We start from the raw sequence: 15,726 nt of genomic DNA, 5'->3' as shown, positions 1-15,726 counted from the left end.
GGAGCCGGCACACTCGGGTAGGCTAGCCTGGCCGCACACAGCCAAGCGCGGCATGGACGAGCAGGACAGAAGCCAAGCAGAGGCTCGCGCCAGTCGGCATCCTGAAGCCGATCCTGTCGACGAATCGCGTAGCACCGTGAACTGTAACGAGCTACGGGCAAATCGCCAGACCCGCGAGAGAGCATGATGGCCAGGCCGGCCCCCACCGAACGATCCGGCCCGGTCCAGGATGTGGTAGACGGTGGTCAACACCGAGCGGTCGGCCGAACCTTCGAAAGCTTCTTCATGGCCGGCTTTGAATGTTCCTCCCACAGGCGGAACGACGGTGTCCGGCTCGATCTTGTTCGCGCTACCTCGCACAACATCCATGCCTTGGCGGACTACCGGAGCTGTGCCGAGCTCGGGCTTCGAACGATCCGAGACGGGTTGCGCTGGCACCTGATCGAAACGGCGCCGGGCATCTATGACTGGTCGAGTTGGGCGGCCATGATCGAAGCGGCTCGTGCCGTTGGCGTGCAGGTGATCTGGGATGTTTTTCATTACGGGTCGCCCGATCACATCGATCAGGGATCGCAGGAATTCATCGACGCCTACGCCGCTTTTGCCGCGGAGGCCGTGCGGTTCCATCGCTCCTTCACGGGCACCTCTCCGCTGCTTTGTCCAATCAACGAAATCTCGTTCTTTGCCTGGGCCGTCGAAGTCGGCTACTTCCCGCGTGTCGGCCCAAAGAAGCGCGGATGGTTCAAACGGCATCTCGTTAAGGCAGCGGTCGCGGGCATCCGTGCAATGCGACAGGCCGACCCCGACTGTCGATTCGTCTGGGCTGAGCCGCTGATCCATATCGCGCCTCGCGACGGCAGCCGAGCGGAACGGCAACGCGCGCAGAACGCCCGGCGAGGTCAGTTCGAGGCGTATGAGATGCTGATGGGACAGGTCGAGCCTGAACTGGGCGGCAGCCAAGATCTTGTCGACGTGATTGGCCTGAACTTTTATCCTCACAACCAATGGTATCTAAACGGTCCGACCATTCCCATGGGCCACCATGAATATCAGGCGCTGTCCGAGATGTTGCTCGAGGTCGCTCACAGGTTCCGCAAGCCGATGTTCATTGCTGAAACCGGGTCCGAAGGATCCGCCGGGCCAGCATGGCTGCATTATGTCTGCGATGAGGTCCGCGCCGCGATGAAGCTGGGCGTCCCCATCCAAGGCATTTGCATTTATCCCGTGACAGCCTATCCGGGGTGGGACAATTCCCGCCACGCCGAAGTCGGCTTGTTTTCTACCGTGCACGCGGATGGTTCGCGCAGCATCCGGCAGCCAGTTGCGGACGAGCTGGCGCGCCAGCGCCTTCTGTTCGCGTAAGCCCGGCCATCACGCGTGCAGCATGGGCCTGTCGGGTAGAACGGCATCGCGTTCGGCTTCGTCCGGCAAATGGTTACGGCGCGAGCACAGCAAATGTCGGCGCCTCCAACGAAGCCGAGGCCGGCAGGGTCTTCTGTATCCTCGCGAATGTGGCCAAGGCCTGACCCACCACTTGATCCATGTTGTAATAACGGTAGGTCGCTAGCCGTCCAACGAACCAGACGTTTGGGCAGGCGTCCGCCATTGCCTCGTAGCGTTTGTACAGCTCCTCGTTTTCGGCTCTCGGAACAGGATAATAGGGATCGCCTATATCGGTCGGGTATTCGTAGGTGAGGCTGGTTTTCGGATGCCGTTGGCCTGTCAGATGCTTATACTCCGTGACGCGGGTGTAGTTTTCCGTCTGCGGATAGTTCACCACCGCCACTGGCTGGAATTGTTCGCAATCCACTGTCACATGGTCGAACCGCAAGGAACGGTAAGGCAGACGGCCGAGCCTCCAATCAAAATATTCATCAATCGGCCCAGTATAGATCAGCTGCCGAAAGCCGATCTTGTCGCGTATCTCGCCATAGTCGGTCTGCAGCATCACCTTGATTTCAGGCCTGTCCAGCATCCGCTCGAACATCCGCGTATAGCCGCCGGCGGGCATGTTCTGGAACGTATCGCCAAAATAGCGGTCGTCGCGGGTGGTGCGGGTCGGCACCCGTGCCGTTACGGATTTACTCAGTTGGGACGGATCGACGCCCCATTGTTTGCGAGTATAGCCGCGAAAGAATTTTTCGTAGAGTTCCCTGCCCACGGTGCTGACCACCACGTCTTCGGCGGTTCGGACCTCCTCCACCGTTTCTCGTCGCGAAGCGAAAAATTCTTCCAGTTGTTCGGAGGTGAGATCAAGTCCGTAGAGACGATTGATCGTGTCGAGATTGATCGGGATGGGCAGCAGTTTGCCGTCTACCGAAGAGAGGACGCGATGTTCGTAGGGCCGCCACGCCGTGAACTGCGACAGATAGTCGACGATGGATTGCGCGTTGGTGTGGAAGATGTGGGGACCATAGCGATGGATCAGGAGTCCCGCTTCGTCGTAGCAGTCATAGGCGTTGCCGCCGACATGATTTCTGCGGTCTATGAGCAGGACACTTTCGCGGCGTTGCGATGCAATGCGCTCGGCAAGCACGCTGCCGGCAAAGCCGGCTCCGACGATCAGCCAGTCGAACATCGTCAGGCTCTCCTGCGCAGCGGAACGACAGTTTTCATCGCCTGGACACCGTGGATGTGTGAGGTCATGGCATCCCAAGTGCGTTTCCACGACTTGTCGGCGAGATAGGCATCAACTGCCCTCACCTGCAGGTCTCTGGGGCGGGCAAGCATGCAGCGAAGCTTGGTCGCAATGTCGTCGGCGTCGACGATCTCGACGAGACCAGCCGCACCGTAGGTGCGAACGACATCAACGATCGCGGTGGAGATCACGGGCAGTCCGGCCGCAAGAAACTCGGGTGTCTTGGTTGGGCTGATGTATCGCGTTGCCTCGTTGAGCGCGAACGGCATCCAACCGACTGCCCAATGACGAAGATAGCTCGGCAGGTCGGCATAGTTCTTGGGCCCGAGCCAATGCAAATTGTCTGCCCGTGGCAGGGTCGCCGGATCGATCTTGACCACCGGCCCAAGCATGACGAACTGGATGTCGGGCATCGCGGCAGCCGTCTGGCCAACAAGGGCGATGTCGAGCCGTTCGTCGATCACGCCGAAATAGCCAACCCTTGGATGGGGAATGGCTGCCTGGTCGGATGGTTCCTCGCCCCCCTCTCTCGCCATGTTGAAATGAGCAGCGTCGATGCTGCTTGGAAACGCAAAGATCGAACGATGCTGACTGCGCTTTGCCTCATAGAGGCTTTGCCCGCCCGTGAAGACCAGATCGGCACGGCGGAACAGCGCCCTTTCCAGCTGTGCCAGTTCCGCGGGCGCGTCGCGGAAGGCGGACAACTCATCCATGCAATCGTAGACACACACATTGCAGCGCAGATGACTGCTGAAGCGCAGCGCCATTGGCGTGTAATACCACGCAATCAGCCGGTCATGAGGAACGGGTGCGACGAGTTCATTGACGAAGCTTCGCTGGATGGCGTCCACCTTTGTCGCGGATGTTCCAAGCGGGACCACCGGCGTGACAACCCTGATTGCCGGAGCTACGTCGTTCACGCGCATGAAGGGACCGCCGACATCTTCGAAGGCTGGTTCTTCGAAGTAAATTACCTGTTGCTGCCGGGCGGCGAGGGTCAGGAGGTGCTGTGGCCTTTGAAATACAAAATTCCATCGGAGATGTGAAAAGCAGATAATTACTGCATTGTACGCAATAGACGTGCTTTTTTTTGTTTTTGCCGGCGCGATCTCCATATTTTTTCCCTTTTAATACGAGTCAAGTCTCGAAGAATTAACCTAGGTTAATTTTCGACACTCCTGCCTGATGCTTTCAGTTCCATCTAACTTTCGATTTAGTAAGTTGTTCCCGCGGTATTAATTGATTTGCGTGGCCGATCATCGGCCTCAACGATCAGAGGTAGGGCCGCTCGACTGCTTCGCGGGCGGTCCGAATGCGGCACGAGATCCGCTGGAATTGGGACCACGGCGCCCCAACGTGGCGCTTTGTCACTCCTCGAGCTGTTGAAGGCCTGTGGGAAAATCGACACGTGTTAGCCGACGCTGCTAGAATAAGAGCGCCTCGAATCAGTTTGTTTGGACCTGGGTGTCGGAAGCTGAGAGAGGCTGTCGAGGTTTATGGACATGCAGATCAATTTTGAAACGCACGTCTTTCCGTTGTTTCACCCGCAGCAGGTGGACGACCTGAAAGATCCTTGTCCCGTATTCGACGGAACGCTCTGGCACATGTTCGGATCGAGCGGCACCGTCACGAGCGAGGAATGGAAGATACTGCACGCCACAGCGCCGGATCCGCGTGGCCCCTGGACCGAGCATGAACCGATCGCCTTGCCGATCACCGGCTCGGGTGTGGCGGCGCCCGGTGTCATCCACGAAGGCGGGGTTTTCCACATGTTCATCCAGACCGAATTCATGAAGTCGGGTGGGCGGTGCGAGCATGCGGTGTCTAATGATGGTTTCCACTGGGTTGTTTTGACGTCGGCGATATTATCCCTGCCGGACACCGATGAAGATGGCATCTACGATCCCCATCCGGCGGTCATCGGCGGCAAGCGCTACATCGTCTACTCGGGAATGCCGAAATTCAGCAGGGTCCCGCAACCCGACGTCTATCTCGCACGCAGCCAGTCCGACTCCTGGTTCGGACCATGGAAGCGCGCTGGCAAGATCCTGGACCACCTGGACGTTCCGCATCACAACGCACGCGAGCATCCCGACTATGAATGGGGCATCGAAGGCGCTCAACTGGTCGAGTTGCCGGATGGACGCGTGCTGCTCAATGCAACCTGCTTCCTGCCCGAGGGGCCGCGCGGCAGCCGCCAGCGTGTATTCTTCGCAATTGCCGATCGCGTCGAAGGACCTTACGTGTCCGTCGGCCCAGTGCTGGATCCGGGCGAGCCGGGAGAGAACGGGCACTCGACTGTGATGATAGAGGGCCGGCAACTGACGCTGTTCTATCAGAGCCGGCGCGAGGCAACGAATCACAGGTGGCGCTATGGGCTGGCCACGTGCGACCTGGATCAGCAGATTTTTTCAAACGTCGCTTAACCCAGCGCGCCCGGAAAGGCGCCATCACCGCGACGGACAACCGTCCCTACGCAGTGCTCGTTTCGATCGAGAGTCGCCCTCGGGGCCGACCGCCGATGCATTGCGCGCGATAGGACGGCTCAACTTATTCGCTGAATCCAAGTGAGCCCGAGGGCGGGATTCGGCACCTGACGCTGTCGGATCGGACGTGGAAGATCTGGCGGCGGTCGCAGCAATAGTGAGCATCCATCCCGAGAGTCCGGCTACTGTCGTGATGGACCGGACGAGGCGACGGGCGCCACTGGAAGCGCGCGCTTGTGTGCGGTGCCGGCGTGCGCTTGAAATATGCGCGTGCGCGCGGCTTCGTCGATCTCTCGACCTTCAAGGAAGTCATCGATTTGATCGTAAGTTACGCCATAGGCATCTTCGTCCGGGCGAAGCGGAATTAGGTTCTCCAGGTCGGCAGTCGGAACCTTGGCAACTAATTGAGGCGGAGCGCCCAGATGCGCCGCCAAGGCGCGAACCCTACGCTTGTTCAACCCGGAAAGGGGAAGGATGTCGGCAGCACCGTCGCCGAACTTGGTGAAGAAACCCATCAGTGCTTCGGCCGCATGATCGGTACCGATGACCAGCCCTCGGGTGGCGCCGGCAAGCGCAAACTGGGCAATCATCCGCTCACGAGCCTTGATGTTGCCAAGCAAAAAGTCCTCTCGGCCGGCATCGCCGAGTTCGGTGCCCGCAAGCTTGATCGAATCCAGCATCGCGTCGGCGGCGGGCTTGATGTCGACCCGGCGCACTTCGTCTGCTTGTATTGTATCCAGTGCCCGCTGCGCGTCGCTCTCGTCGGCCTGTAAGCCGTATGGAAGCCGAACACCCAGGAATCTGGCCTCATATCCTGCCGTTCGCAGTTCCTCCACGGCCCGTTGCGCAAGAAGAGCGGCGGCAAGCGAATCCACGCCACCGCTTACGCCCAGAACGTAGGTGTTGAGATTCGAGGCACGCAGATAGGTGCCGAGAAAGTCGATGCGTCGGCGCGCTTCCAGCGCGACGTCGAACCTGGACGAGACTCCCAATGCTTCGATAATCAGTTGTTGGTCGGTCATGCGCAGTTGCTCCTGACATCATAGCGTTCTGTCCAGTCGCCATACCACAAGGTCGGTGGCGGTCACCGTCTCGGTCTGCCAGCTGAAGCGGTTCTCAAAAAGCGATGATGACGCGCCGGTAGCGCAAAAACGGTGATGTACATTGGCGGGCTCGACGTTGGGTCCCCTTAGGAGAAAAAGGAACAGCGACGAAGAGCCTCACAGGTTCCCGACCTCGGCCGGGATCCTGCTCGGGCTTGGCTCAGGCTGGTTCTTCGAGGGAATCGTTCTGCATCAGTTGCTCCAGTGGCATCATATGGCGACCAGCCGGCTATCCCGCCGGCAGTCTTGAGAACCTTCGGTTCAACACGCCCCTCGATGGCTGGTTCCACGCCGACACATACGTGTTCGTCGCACTAGGTCTCATTGTGCTATGGCGTGCGACGCGCCAACCTCATCTCGGGTGGTCAGGAAAGTTGCTACTTGCAACGATGCTCATGGGCTTTGGCATATTCAACCTGGTCGAGGGAGTGGACGATCACCAGCTTCTCGGCACACACCATGTCAACGAAACCGTCCCGCGGTCCCAGTGGGTCTACTGGGAGATCGGGTTGTTTGATTTGGGGTGCGCTGATGCTGCTCGGCGGGTGGGCCTTGTCAAACGGCAAGCGGAAATCCCGGCTGTGGCACTATGAAGCGTTGGACTCCAGCGCTTATTTCAGTTTGCCTTGGAACCGGATTGTAGCAGCGATGTTATAGACCTCTCGAGAACGCGGGGAAACATCGCACATGCTGACTGCCATTCGATCCTTCTTTGGCCGCAACACCCGGAGGAGGAACGCGGAAGAGCAGACCGATCGAGAACTGCCCATCAGGAAGGAACTCGACACCCTTGAGGCTATCCGTTTGACCGACATGGCCGGATTGGGCTCCTGGTCGCTCCACCGCTAGCCATACCTCTGATATGCCGCTACCATCAGATCACCCCGAGCTTGCGTGCCGAGCATGTTGAGCCGGCAGCATCAGACCGCGGCACCGGCGGCTTCCAGCGGTTAGCGCCTGCCGTCCGAAGCATGCTCACGGAGGCCGCATCCAGCGATTGAGAGTGTTCGACGGAGTGGCTGGCGTCCATTGCGAAGCCCGAGGCCTTGATGACATAGATCACGCCGGCTTCAGCACCCCCTTGCCAGTTCGACTGCGGCTGACGGGTGATTGCATCCGAAGTCAAGTGTACCGATGCGACGCCGGAAGCGCGCCATCTTGCACGGCTCGAAGCGATAGCCGTTCGGCCACCGGGAAGATACGACGGGAGTTTAGAGGTTTGGAGTACACGGGCTCCTACTCCAAGAGCGCGGTGCCCGGGCTCAAGCGGCCAGCCCCGACGACTTAGAGGGCTTGGTTGCACTATCCCACGGAGTGCTGGTTGTTACCCATGAAGCCTTGGATCCCAAGGCTATCGGAACCGTTGGGGTTTTCCTTCAGATCCAGCCGAATTGTTCATCCGCCTGCTGTTCGGTGATGCCGGTGGAAGCCATGGCGCAGTGACGTTGCGCTGAAGGCGAACGGGCTCGGTATGAACGGCTCTCGGGCGAGCACGTGAAGGAGTGTGAGACGGGGGACAGGGCGGCCGCCCTTGAGGAGGTGCAATCCCGCTCTCATGTCCGGCTTTCCTGGTTCAGGTCCTGGCCTTCCACAATCAACCCGCAAGGGGTTCGCTACGCAAGCGTGCGACCTCTGCGGCTGCGCCTTCAAGGTGACCGCGGCCATGCCCTGAACACGTCGGCCGCCTGTCGAGCGGGGATGGACCCCGCCCAAAGACGGGAGCCAAACGATGTCGCACAATTTCACCCTTGCTCAGCACCATGCCTTCAATCTCGCGCAGACCTTGATGGTCCCGGTCACGCTCTTCCAAGTCGATGGCGAGTTCGGCGTCATGGTGTCGAGCGAATATGACGGTGACGAGGGCACGGTGGTCCACGAATACGATCCCTACGAGTACCGCCCGGCTCACTAAGCGGGGCTCGTTGCCTGCCACTTGCGCCCTACAGGGCGCAAGTGAGGCTTCGCCGCGAACACACCCCGGCAATGACGACGAGGTCGACGGCCTCTACCTGTACGACCCCACGGGTAGTCAGCCGGTTCACTGAACCGGCTTTCGTCAGGCGTGTCGCTTACGAGCGGCAGGCCGCAAGGGAAGCTGCGCCACAGCCGGAGCCGCGCCCTTGCGCCCTTTGCTCTTCGCGCCGGTCGCTAAGGTGTTCCGCAAAGTGTGCGGAGAAGGTAACTGGATGAAAGGTCGGCCGAAGGCGGCCGGGAGAACAGAATGGAAAAGGCGGATATCGAAGAACTGCGTAGCCGGGTGGGATGTGATGCCGTGCTGGAGACGGGCGGTTTTGCGATCGACTTGAAGGAAAGCACGCGCAAGGCGATGAAGTACCGCCGCGCCGATGACATCATTATCGTCATTCACAATGGCAAAGGCTGGTTTGACCCGCTCTCCGACGCCAAGGGCGATGTCTATTCGCTGGTTCAGCATCTGGACGGCTGCGATTTTCTGGAAGCCTTTGTGCAGGTGGGATCCCTGGTCGGCTTCGAGCCCCGCGAGCCGGAATGGAAACGACAATCGCCTGAAACGGAACATGATCGATCCATACCGGATCGTTGGGCGGCTCGGCGCAAGCCTCGGCGCGGATCGGCGACCTGGCGATATCTGCGCTACGAGCGGCACATTCCTGAAGAGGTCATCCGCGCAGCCATCGCCCAGAACCTTCTGCGGGAAGGGCCGTGCGGGAGCATGTGGGCCGCTCATCAGGGCGCCAACGGCGCGGTTACCGGCTGGGAGGAGCGTGGTCCCGAGTGGCGCGGCTTTGCCACCGGCGGCAGCAAGGTCTTGTTCCGTTTCGGGTTCAAACCTGCCGCTCGCATCTGCGTGACCGAAGCGGCCATCGACGCCATGAGCCTTGCGGCGATCGAGAAGGTCCGGCGCGATACGCTTTATGTCAGCACCGGCGGCGGCTGGTCGCTGGCCACCGATGGCGCCATTCGCCTGTTAGGGGAACGGCCCGACGCGCGCCTCGTCGCGGCCACCGATGCGAACACGCAGGGTGAGGCGTTCGTGTCGCGCCTGCGTGAGCTGGCCGGCGAACTCTCCTGCGACTTCGAACGTCTGAAGCCGCTCGCGGAGGACTGGAATGCGATGCTGACGGACGCCGCAATCCCCTGATCGGGCAGAGAACGACCGCCTGCGCTTATGGTGCGCGATCGTGGATCGCGGGTCCGACCTTTGCCGTCGCCGTCTCTATCCGCAATGGCGCGCCAAGCGTTGACTCGGGTTTCCGCTTCGCAGCTTCGGCATCGGCCTCCTCAGCCTCTGGGGTGTAGATCTCCAGGACGATCTCGCCGGTGCGTTCGTCTGCGTAGGTTCCCTGCAGGCCAATTTTGCCGCGAAACCATTCCAGATTGGTGCTGTGGAGGTTCGCGAGATCGTCCTTCGCATGCATCTAGCCAGCGACGAATTCGATGGTCAAAGGCTCGCCGCAGACCGTCATTCTCTCGTTCTCGACCGGCTCGTCGCCTGCCAGTCGCAGGACCAGCCTGTTTTCCTCGCGTTCCGCCTGCTTCCAGAACAGCCCGGTCAGCCGGGGCATAAGTCGCTCGAAACTGGCGCACGAGTGCGTCGGCGCCGTACTGCACCCGCAACAGTTTGGCTTTCCCGGTCTCGGCATCGAGCGAGGTTGGGCAGCCCAAGGGTGCATCCATGCGTTCCGGCGGTTTCGCATCCGCAGTGATAGGTATGCCAGTAGCGACAAGGACATAGGCGAAGACGCGTGCGCGGTTCATCGGCCGACATCAGCCCGGCCATGCGGCCGAATTGTGTGGAAGAAGAGGACGAGAAAAATGAATGAAGACGGCTGCCGCATGCCCGCCAGCCGCGTCAAGTGTGACGCTTCGCCCGGCTTTGCCGGCACCTGACCCGGCCGGACCGAGAGGCGGTCGCTGGGGATGGGTCAGGAAGGGCTGAAGATGATGGTGATCCCGGAGGATGCGCCGTGCTCCAGTCCGACGAGGCTGAAGGAGCCCGCCAATGAACCCCTCTTCTCCGATCCGCAAAGTCTACGAGGGCCCTGCCGACCGCCGGCAGATGTTTCGCATGTTCGACCGCCATGCCCAGCGACCCAATCGCTTCGATGAAGCCGACGGCAGCCTCTATAGCGGCGAGTGGTTCGAGCTTGGCGAGACCGAGCATGATTACATGTGCAACATCCTGCCGCCGGTGTTCATGAACGGCGAGATGTTCGCCATGAGCGAATTCCTTACAGGCAGCATCACCAGCGTCTTTTTCACGCTGAAGATCGATGACCGGATGCGGTTCTTCCACGCCTACTGCGACCTAGCCGACAAGGTTCGCCCGCGCAGATGCGCGCCGCGATCGTCGAACGGGAAAGCCGGCCCGTCCGTGCAATGACACGCGAAGAGCGGATCGAGCATATCTGGAGCGCGAGCCACGATGAATATCGCGGCTATGCCGATTGGCGTTTTCCGCACGCACAGCGCGGCTGGCGGACGGTCCTGTTCTTCGGTCCCGACCGAAGCCGCGACGTAAAGCTGCTTAACGACCTCACCGACGCGGAGATCGCGGCCAAGCTGCCGGTCCATCTCCGCCACCTTCCTTTTGCCGTTGCAGCGTGAGGGGCGGCGATGTTCACGTTTCCGATTGTTGTCGTTCGCAAGGTCATCGATCGAGGTAAGGCGGATGCCGCAATCAACGGCGGAGTCCGCAATCCGTACTATGGCATGAAGCCGAGCGAGGGCGAGATTCCTGGGCTCTGGCTCGTTGGAGACCAGGGCGTCTACATCATGTCAAATGGAAAACTTCCCGATGGCGAGCGCCCGCTCGTCACCTACTCCGAGGAGTGCCACCCGGTCGGAAATCCCGACTGGTTTCACTACAAGCGTCGCCATTTCGGGGGCGATGACAGCATCGAATTCATCAGTGCCGAGCAGTTGCTCCCGATGTGCTGGCCGGTCACGCCTCGCGGCGTGGCCGGCCTTTCTTTTTGTTAACCATAACGGGCTGTCCTCGATCGCCGCTATCGCGACAGGCGGTTTTCATCGTCGATCAGGGTGAGACGGCAGGGCGCCACATCGCTCCATGTCCAGAGGACGAGATTAAGGTCGTCGTCCGTCGCTCCGGGGGCGAAGCTTCTGACGAGCAATCCATGATAGCCAGCCGCGACAAGTCTTCGTGCGAAGGCTTGCGTCTTCGCCTCTCCGGTTCCTTTCATCTGATCGCGCCAGGTCGTACCGGCGAGCCCCGCCGCATCCATCCCCTCCGCACGCAGGCGCTCATGGTCGCGGCTGTCAAAAACCGCCTCGATATCCGCATCATAAGACACGAGTGTCGTCGGCTGCAAACTGCCGGCCTGATTGGCTTCGCGCAACGCCGTCATGACCGACAAGGACATATAGAGCGCTGGCGTTCCCTTCCGGTTGAAACGGCCACCGTAAAGCTCCGCGCCATGGCCAGACATCGGCTCGCGTGCATAGATCGGATTCAGCGCCCGATAGAGTTCCCCCTTGAAATGCATCGACCGGATCAGGCGTGAACGCCGGCGTCGACCGCGTCGATATAGTCGAGCACGTCATCGGCGCGCCCATCACGGACCAGTTGCATCGCGGTCAGGCCGGAAAAGCCGGGCAGGGGCTCGGAGCGATACCAGGCATAGGCCATCAGCGCCGAGCCGAAGCGGGGCTCGACCTTGTTGACGATCTCCGTCATCTCGCGCAGCCGTCGCTGCGTCTTGTCCGAGCCAATGCGGTCCTTGCGCTGGATGGCATCCTTTCCGAGACCGGCGGTTCGGGCGATCTCCTCGCTGGTAGTACGCAAGGCGTCCGCGATTTTGCGCGGTGAAAAAAGTCCGCCGTCAGCATATTGGGCAAGTCCCATGACGCTTACCTCCATTCCTGTATGCCAATTATTATGACGCAATATAGCGTCAGGAATAGCGGAGTTCAATCCAAATTTGGGAAGAAGGCTGAAAAGGAAGGGAGGCGAAAACCTGCTCGCAGATCGGGCGGACCGCTGACGCTTGCGCTGAACCGCGCCGCTCGCGATCCCGGCCACGTCGTCCTTCGCAGGGCTGTTAGCCCCGCTTGTCCTGCCGGGCAGGGATGCTCGGCCGCAGTTGCACCGGCCCGCTCGCTCCGCGGGCCGGGGGTGTCTTCGAGAAGAAGACGAGAAAGGACGCAGCGACGGGCTGTGTCCGGCAACCCCGTAAGGAGCATTTCCATGGAACTGAAATTTGTCGATCCGCGCGCGCTGAAGGGCAACCCCGACAAGGCGCGACGTTCCAAGTCCAGCCCGCAAGCTGACGCATTGCTGCTGGCGACCATTCGCGCCGTCGGTATCGTGCAGCCGCCCGTCGTTGTACCCGAATCCGATGGCGGCAACGGCTTCGTCATCGATGCCGGCCATCGCCGGGTCAAGCAGGCCATTGCCGCCGGGCTTGAAGAGATCGCCGTGCTGGTGGTCGAGCGCGCCGAAGATGGCGGCGCCATGCGCTCGCTCGCCGAAACGCTTGCGCATGAACAGCTCAATCCCGTCGATCAGTGGCGGGCGATCGAGCGTTTGCTCGCGCTCGGATGGACCGAGGAAGCGATCGCCGTCGCCCTGGCTCTGCCGGTTCGCCAGATCCGCAAGCTTCGTCTGCTCGCGAATGTCCTGCCGGCGATGCTCGATCAGATGGCCAAGGGCGATATGCCCAATGAGAGCCAGCTGCGCACCATCGCTTCTGCCTCGCTCGAGGACCAGAAGGAGGTCTGGAAGAAGCACAAGCCCTCGAAGGCCGACCCCAAAGTGTCCTGGTGGAGCGTGACACAGGGCCTGCAGAAGACCCGCATGTATGCCCGCGATGCCAGCTTCGGCGACGAGCTGGCGCAGGCCTACGGCATTGCCTGGGTCGAGGATCTGTTCGCCCCGGCCGATCAGGACAGCCGCTACACCACCGACGTCGAGGCGTTCCTGGGCGCGCAGCAGGAGTGGATGACGCAGAACCTGCCCAAGAAGGGGGTCATCACCGAGACCAACAATTGGGGCCAGCCGGAACTGCCGAAGAAGGCGGAGCGCGTCTATGGCAAGCGGGGCAAGTCCGACCATACGGCCCTGTACCTCGATCGCGAGGGCAAGGTGCAGACGGTGCATTTCCGTATGCCGGAGGCGAAGAAGCCGAAGAAGGGCGAACAGCCGGTCGGGGAGGGCGACGATGCTGCGATCGTCGTGAAGGCCCGTCCAGATGTCACCCGCAAGGGCATCGAGATGATCGGTGATCTGCGCACCGATGCTCTGCATGAAGCGCTGTCGCGGGCTCCGATCGATGACGACACGCTGATGGCGCTGTTGGTTCTGGCGTTCGCAGGGCAGAACGTGACGGTGGCGTCCGGCACGCGCGACATCTCGTATTACGGGGCTGCCGGCCTAGGCGAACATGCCGCCTGCCTGTTCGACCAGGAGGGCAAGCTCGACTTCGACATGGACACGCTTCGCGTCGCCGTGCGCTCGCTCCTGATCGACGTCTTGTCGTGCAGGGAAAACCGTTCGGACAGCGGCGTCGTGTCCCGTGTGGCTGGCGATGTGATCGGCGCGGACGGCTACCTGCCGAATATGGGTACGGAAGACTTTCTCTCGTGCCTGTCGCGACCGGCGCTGGAGGCCTCGTGCGCGGACACATCGGTCCTTCCTCGTAAGAAGGTCAAGGACACCCGCGCGGCCCTGGTCGAGCACTTCAAGGAAGGTCGCTTCGTCCATCCGTCAGCGCTATTCGGTCCCGACCAGACCAAGCTCGCGTCGTGGCTGAAGAAGAACGAGTGCGCCGAGCAGCCTAAAGACGACGGCACGCCGGAGGACCAGGACGAGCTCGATGGCAATGCGGTAGTCGAGCCGGCGCATGACTACGCCGATGAAGCTCCGGCTTCGGCCGATCAGGATCTCGCCGACGAGCAGCGCGAGGCCTACAAGGTCGCCGCCGAATAAGCCTCACATCTTTCCTCCTGAACGATCATCCCGCCGCCGGTCCATTACCGGCGGCGGTTCTGTTTTCCACCCGACATCATGGAGAAACCATGTCCGCTCAGTTGATCTATGACCTCGTGCCCCTGGGCTCGACTCTGATATATTCCGACGGCTCCCCGCGTCCGCCGGAACGCCATCGAAAGAAGCTTCCCGCCTGGGAAAACAGCAACTCTGGTGGCCGCCTGATCCGCAAACAGGCCGAAGCGCGTGTCGGCAACACGACAATCCCAGCCTCCATCACGCTCCACGACGGCGACTATGGCAGCCAGGAGACGATTGTCCTGCGCGTCCACCGGAACTTTTCGGTGAACAGCGAACTCAAGTTCGCGGTCAAGGAACGGCCCGCGATCGGCTCGGTCCTCGTCCTCGATCGGGCTGGAGACGACGCCGAGCTTGTCCATCTTGCCGCCAATCGCGCGGCCGCCGAGGAATGGCTGACCCGCCACGGTTATCCGCATGCCGTGCTCCAGGAAATCAGAGCCGACGTGGAAGCGGCGGACATTATCGAGGGGAGAGCGGCGGCATGAGCGCACTTGATTTCGAAACCAACGTCATTGAAGCCCCCGGTTTTCCGGAGGTTTCTTTTGGAAAAAGTGCCGATGGTCTCGTCGTTGCACTTGTCGGCGAGCACGCCTTTGCCATGGCTCCCGCCCGAGACGGGCGCCATTTCCTTGTCACCGGCTGGCGCATCCGACGGCCCATCGCCGAATGGACGCGGCGCGACTTCTATGGTCATAGCGGCGACCTCGCCGATGAGAATGCGTTCCGGGTAAAGGTTCTGGAAAACGCCGAACACCAACGCGAGAAGATTGCGCTCGGCCGACGCGAAGAGCGATCCACGGCCAATACGCCGTGGGGTCAATCGCAGGGAGCGACCGTCTATGCCGATGGCGTTGTCTTCCACTCAACCACCGGCCATGGCGGGTTTCTTCTTTCGCCCGACCGCAACCGCAGGATACACCACTCGATCCGCGTCGCCGGCGGAGCCTATGAGGAGGATGAGGCCTGGGCGATCGTCGCATTCAGCTTTCCTCATTTGTTTACCGCCTTCGAGCGGCGGGCTGCTGAAAAGACGATGAAGGACAGCTTCCCGGACGCCTGGGAGGCGATTACCGGCAATGTGCTTGGTCCGGGTGAGTCCTGGAAGAAGGATGAACGTACATTCTTCGCGGAGCACCGCGATGACTGGATCGTCATCTCGGCGATCATCTCACAGCAGCAATCCGGCTTCACCGAGGTTATCGCCACTCCCGGCGGCAAACGCGGGCCGGGCAGCGAGGAACGTCGCTTCCTCGTCCCCTCAGGCGAATATCGTGTCGGCCGCTTCGGCTTCGTCATCGATCCGGAGCGCCACGCCGTCTATGGCGGGCCGTCGAGCTTTGTCAGCTGGCAAGGGAAATCAGCGTGATGGTCGCGCGAGGTCGCCGCGCCCGGCCCTTTCGCATGGAAGAAGCTCGCCGGCAAATCCAGCGTCAGCTGGACATGATCGACCGGTAGATCAAGGTGTGGCGGCGCTAATACCGGAATTGCATC

Annotated in this window: 16 protein-coding genes and 2 pseudogenes; 11 read left to right on the top strand and 7 right to left on the bottom strand. The window is 61.1% G+C overall.

Annotated elements, in window-relative coordinates:
- Positions 1-186: 186 nt before the first annotated feature.
- Positions 187-1,362, top strand: a complete 1,176-nt coding sequence (locus FJ426_RS17450) for a beta-glucosidase (RefSeq protein WP_246675566.1) — start codon at positions 187-189, stop codon at positions 1,360-1,362.
- Positions 1,363-1,435: 73 nt separating this feature from the next.
- Here FJ426_RS17450 and glf read toward each other — a convergent pair whose 3' ends face one another.
- Positions 1,436-2,578 (bottom strand): UDP-galactopyranose mutase, encoded by a 1,143-nt coding sequence (gene glf / locus FJ426_RS17445; RefSeq protein ID WP_140501399.1) that lies wholly within the window; start codon positions 2,576-2,578, stop codon positions 1,436-1,438.
- A gap of 2 nt (positions 2,579-2,580) precedes the next feature.
- Positions 2,581-3,753 (bottom strand): glycosyltransferase, encoded by a 1,173-nt coding sequence (locus FJ426_RS17440; RefSeq protein ID WP_140825463.1) that lies wholly within the window; start codon positions 3,751-3,753, stop codon positions 2,581-2,583.
- A 387-nt stretch (positions 3,754-4,140) separates the two neighbouring features.
- Here FJ426_RS17440 and FJ426_RS17435 point away from each other — a divergent pair, with 387 nt between their 5' ends.
- Positions 4,141-5,064 carry a hypothetical protein gene (locus FJ426_RS17435; RefSeq protein ID WP_140501395.1) on the top strand — a complete coding sequence of 308 codons (924 nt, stop codon included), beginning with the start codon at positions 4,141-4,143 and terminating at the stop codon, positions 5,062-5,064.
- Between the two features lie 242 nt (positions 5,065-5,306).
- Here the strand turns inward: FJ426_RS17435 and nadE are convergent, their stop codons facing one another.
- Positions 5,307-6,146 carry an ammonia-dependent NAD(+) synthetase gene (nadE, locus tag FJ426_RS17430; protein ID WP_140825462.1) on the bottom strand — a complete coding sequence of 280 codons (840 nt, stop codon included), beginning with the start codon at positions 6,144-6,146 and terminating at the stop codon, positions 5,307-5,309.
- Positions 6,147-6,303: 157 nt separating this feature from the next.
- Between nadE and FJ426_RS17425 the strand changes: the two are divergent.
- The 4 genes and pseudogenes from FJ426_RS17425 (at position 6,304) to FJ426_RS17410 (ending at position 9,348) form a co-directional block, all read left to right on the top strand.
- Positions 6,304-6,884 (top strand): annotated as a pseudogene (locus FJ426_RS17425) (DUF2243 domain-containing protein).
- 30 nt (positions 6,885-6,914) lie between these two features.
- Complete coding sequence (locus FJ426_RS31395) at positions 6,915-7,076, top strand: hypothetical protein (protein ID WP_181167365.1); 162 nt, start codon at positions 6,915-6,917, stop codon at positions 7,074-7,076.
- Positions 7,077-7,956: 880 nt separating this feature from the next.
- A complete protein-coding gene (locus tag FJ426_RS17415; protein WP_140584564.1) occupies positions 7,957-8,139 on the top strand; it encodes a hypothetical protein in 183 nt (60 codons plus the stop codon).
- Positions 8,140-8,448: 309 nt separating this feature from the next.
- On the top strand, positions 8,449-9,348 hold the full coding sequence (locus FJ426_RS17410) for a DUF3991 and toprim domain-containing protein (protein ID WP_140825461.1): 900 nt from the start codon (positions 8,449-8,451) through the stop codon (positions 9,346-9,348).
- Between the two features lie 25 nt (positions 9,349-9,373).
- Here the strand turns inward: FJ426_RS17410 and FJ426_RS17405 are convergent, their stop codons facing one another.
- Positions 9,374-9,625, bottom strand: a complete 252-nt coding sequence (locus FJ426_RS17405) for a hypothetical protein (RefSeq protein WP_140825460.1) — start codon at positions 9,623-9,625, stop codon at positions 9,374-9,376.
- Positions 9,626-9,772 carry a hypothetical protein gene (locus FJ426_RS31390; protein WP_181172824.1) on the bottom strand — a complete coding sequence of 49 codons (147 nt, stop codon included), beginning with the start codon at positions 9,770-9,772 and terminating at the stop codon, positions 9,626-9,628.
- Between the two features lie 437 nt (positions 9,773-10,209).
- On the opposite strand from FJ426_RS31390, the pseudogene FJ426_RS17400 reads away from it, so the two are divergent.
- Together FJ426_RS17400 and FJ426_RS17395 are read left to right on the top strand one after the other, a co-directional pair.
- A pseudogene (locus tag FJ426_RS17400) lies at positions 10,210-10,814 on the top strand (DUF1419 domain-containing protein).
- 9 nt (positions 10,815-10,823) lie between these two features.
- Positions 10,824-11,189 carry a DUF3085 domain-containing protein gene (locus FJ426_RS17395; protein WP_140825459.1) on the top strand — a complete coding sequence of 122 codons (366 nt, stop codon included), beginning with the start codon at positions 10,824-10,826 and terminating at the stop codon, positions 11,187-11,189.
- Between the two features lie 26 nt (positions 11,190-11,215).
- Here the strand turns inward: FJ426_RS17395 and FJ426_RS17390 are convergent, their stop codons facing one another.
- Positions 11,216-11,713 carry an RES family NAD+ phosphorylase gene (locus FJ426_RS17390; RefSeq protein ID WP_140501385.1) on the bottom strand — a complete coding sequence of 166 codons (498 nt, stop codon included), beginning with the start codon at positions 11,711-11,713 and terminating at the stop codon, positions 11,216-11,218.
- An 8-nt stretch (positions 11,714-11,721) separates the two neighbouring features.
- Positions 11,722-12,072 carry an antitoxin Xre/MbcA/ParS toxin-binding domain-containing protein gene (locus FJ426_RS17385; protein ID WP_140501383.1) on the bottom strand — a complete coding sequence of 117 codons (351 nt, stop codon included), beginning with the start codon at positions 12,070-12,072 and terminating at the stop codon, positions 11,722-11,724.
- A 342-nt stretch (positions 12,073-12,414) separates the two neighbouring features.
- On the opposite strand from FJ426_RS17385, the gene FJ426_RS17380 reads away from it, so the two are divergent.
- The 3 genes from FJ426_RS17380 to FJ426_RS17370 all read left to right on the top strand — a co-directional run bounded on the left by FJ426_RS17380 (position 12,415) and on the right by FJ426_RS17370 (position 15,601).
- Positions 12,415-14,154 (top strand): ParB N-terminal domain-containing protein, encoded by a 1,740-nt coding sequence (locus FJ426_RS17380; RefSeq protein ID WP_140584569.1) that lies wholly within the window; start codon positions 12,415-12,417, stop codon positions 14,152-14,154.
- Positions 14,155-14,243: 89 nt separating this feature from the next.
- Positions 14,244-14,720, top strand: a complete 477-nt coding sequence (locus tag FJ426_RS17375; protein ID WP_140501379.1) for a hypothetical protein — start codon at positions 14,244-14,246, stop codon at positions 14,718-14,720.
- The gene (locus FJ426_RS17370) at positions 14,717-15,601 is read left to right on the top strand and encodes a hypothetical protein (RefSeq protein WP_140825458.1); all 885 of its coding nucleotides are present in this window, start codon (positions 14,717-14,719) and stop codon (positions 15,599-15,601) included. The genes FJ426_RS17375 and FJ426_RS17370 overlap by 4 nt, the downstream gene beginning before the upstream one ends.
- Positions 15,602-15,726: the final 125 nt, after the last annotated feature.

Origin of the sequence: Mesorhizobium sp. B2-6-4 (assembly GCF_006441495.1) — a bacterium.
Classification (GTDB): Bacteria; Pseudomonadota; Alphaproteobacteria; order Rhizobiales; family Rhizobiaceae; genus Mesorhizobium.
Note: the sequence above shows the minus strand (reverse complement) of the source record. Positions and strands in the feature narration are given on the sequence as shown.

Excerpts from the sequence above, each read along its gene's own strand:
- nadE (WP_140825462.1), bottom strand. The coding sequence starts at position 6,146 with ATGACCGACCAACAACTGATTATCGAAGCATTGGGAGTCTCGTCCAGG.
- FJ426_RS17370 (WP_140825458.1), top strand. The coding sequence starts at position 14,717 with ATGAGCGCACTTGATTTCGAAACCAACGTCATTGAAGCCCCCGGTTTT.
- FJ426_RS31390 (WP_181172824.1), bottom strand. The coding sequence starts at position 9,772 with ATGCCCCGGCTGACCGGGCTGTTCTGGAAGCAGGCGGAACGCGAGGAA.
- FJ426_RS31395 (WP_181167365.1), top strand. The coding sequence starts at position 6,915 with ATGCTGACTGCCATTCGATCCTTCTTTGGCCGCAACACCCGGAGGAGG.
- glf (WP_140501399.1), bottom strand. The coding sequence starts at position 2,578 with ATGTTCGACTGGCTGATCGTCGGAGCCGGCTTTGCCGGCAGCGTGCTT.
- FJ426_RS17450 (WP_246675566.1), top strand. The coding sequence starts at position 187 with ATGGCCAGGCCGGCCCCCACCGAACGATCCGGCCCGGTCCAGGATGTG.
- FJ426_RS17375 (WP_140501379.1), top strand. The coding sequence starts at position 14,244 with ATGTCCGCTCAGTTGATCTATGACCTCGTGCCCCTGGGCTCGACTCTG.
- FJ426_RS17440 (WP_140825463.1), bottom strand. The coding sequence starts at position 3,753 with ATGGAGATCGCGCCGGCAAAAACAAAAAAAAGCACGTCTATTGCGTAC.
- FJ426_RS17405 (WP_140825460.1), bottom strand. The coding sequence starts at position 9,625 with ATGCATGCGAAGGACGATCTCGCGAACCTCCACAGCACCAATCTGGAA.
- FJ426_RS17415 (WP_140584564.1), top strand. The coding sequence starts at position 7,957 with ATGTCGCACAATTTCACCCTTGCTCAGCACCATGCCTTCAATCTCGCG.
- FJ426_RS17395 (WP_140825459.1), top strand. The coding sequence starts at position 10,824 with ATGTTCACGTTTCCGATTGTTGTCGTTCGCAAGGTCATCGATCGAGGT.
- FJ426_RS17390 (WP_140501385.1), bottom strand. The coding sequence starts at position 11,713 with ATGCATTTCAAGGGGGAACTCTATCGGGCGCTGAATCCGATCTATGCA.
- FJ426_RS17380 (WP_140584569.1), top strand. The coding sequence starts at position 12,415 with ATGGAACTGAAATTTGTCGATCCGCGCGCGCTGAAGGGCAACCCCGAC.
- FJ426_RS17410 (WP_140825461.1), top strand. The coding sequence starts at position 8,449 with ATGGAAAAGGCGGATATCGAAGAACTGCGTAGCCGGGTGGGATGTGAT.
- FJ426_RS17435 (WP_140501395.1), top strand. The coding sequence starts at position 4,141 with ATGCAGATCAATTTTGAAACGCACGTCTTTCCGTTGTTTCACCCGCAG.
- FJ426_RS17385 (WP_140501383.1), bottom strand. The coding sequence starts at position 12,072 with ATGGGACTTGCCCAATATGCTGACGGCGGACTTTTTTCACCGCGCAAA.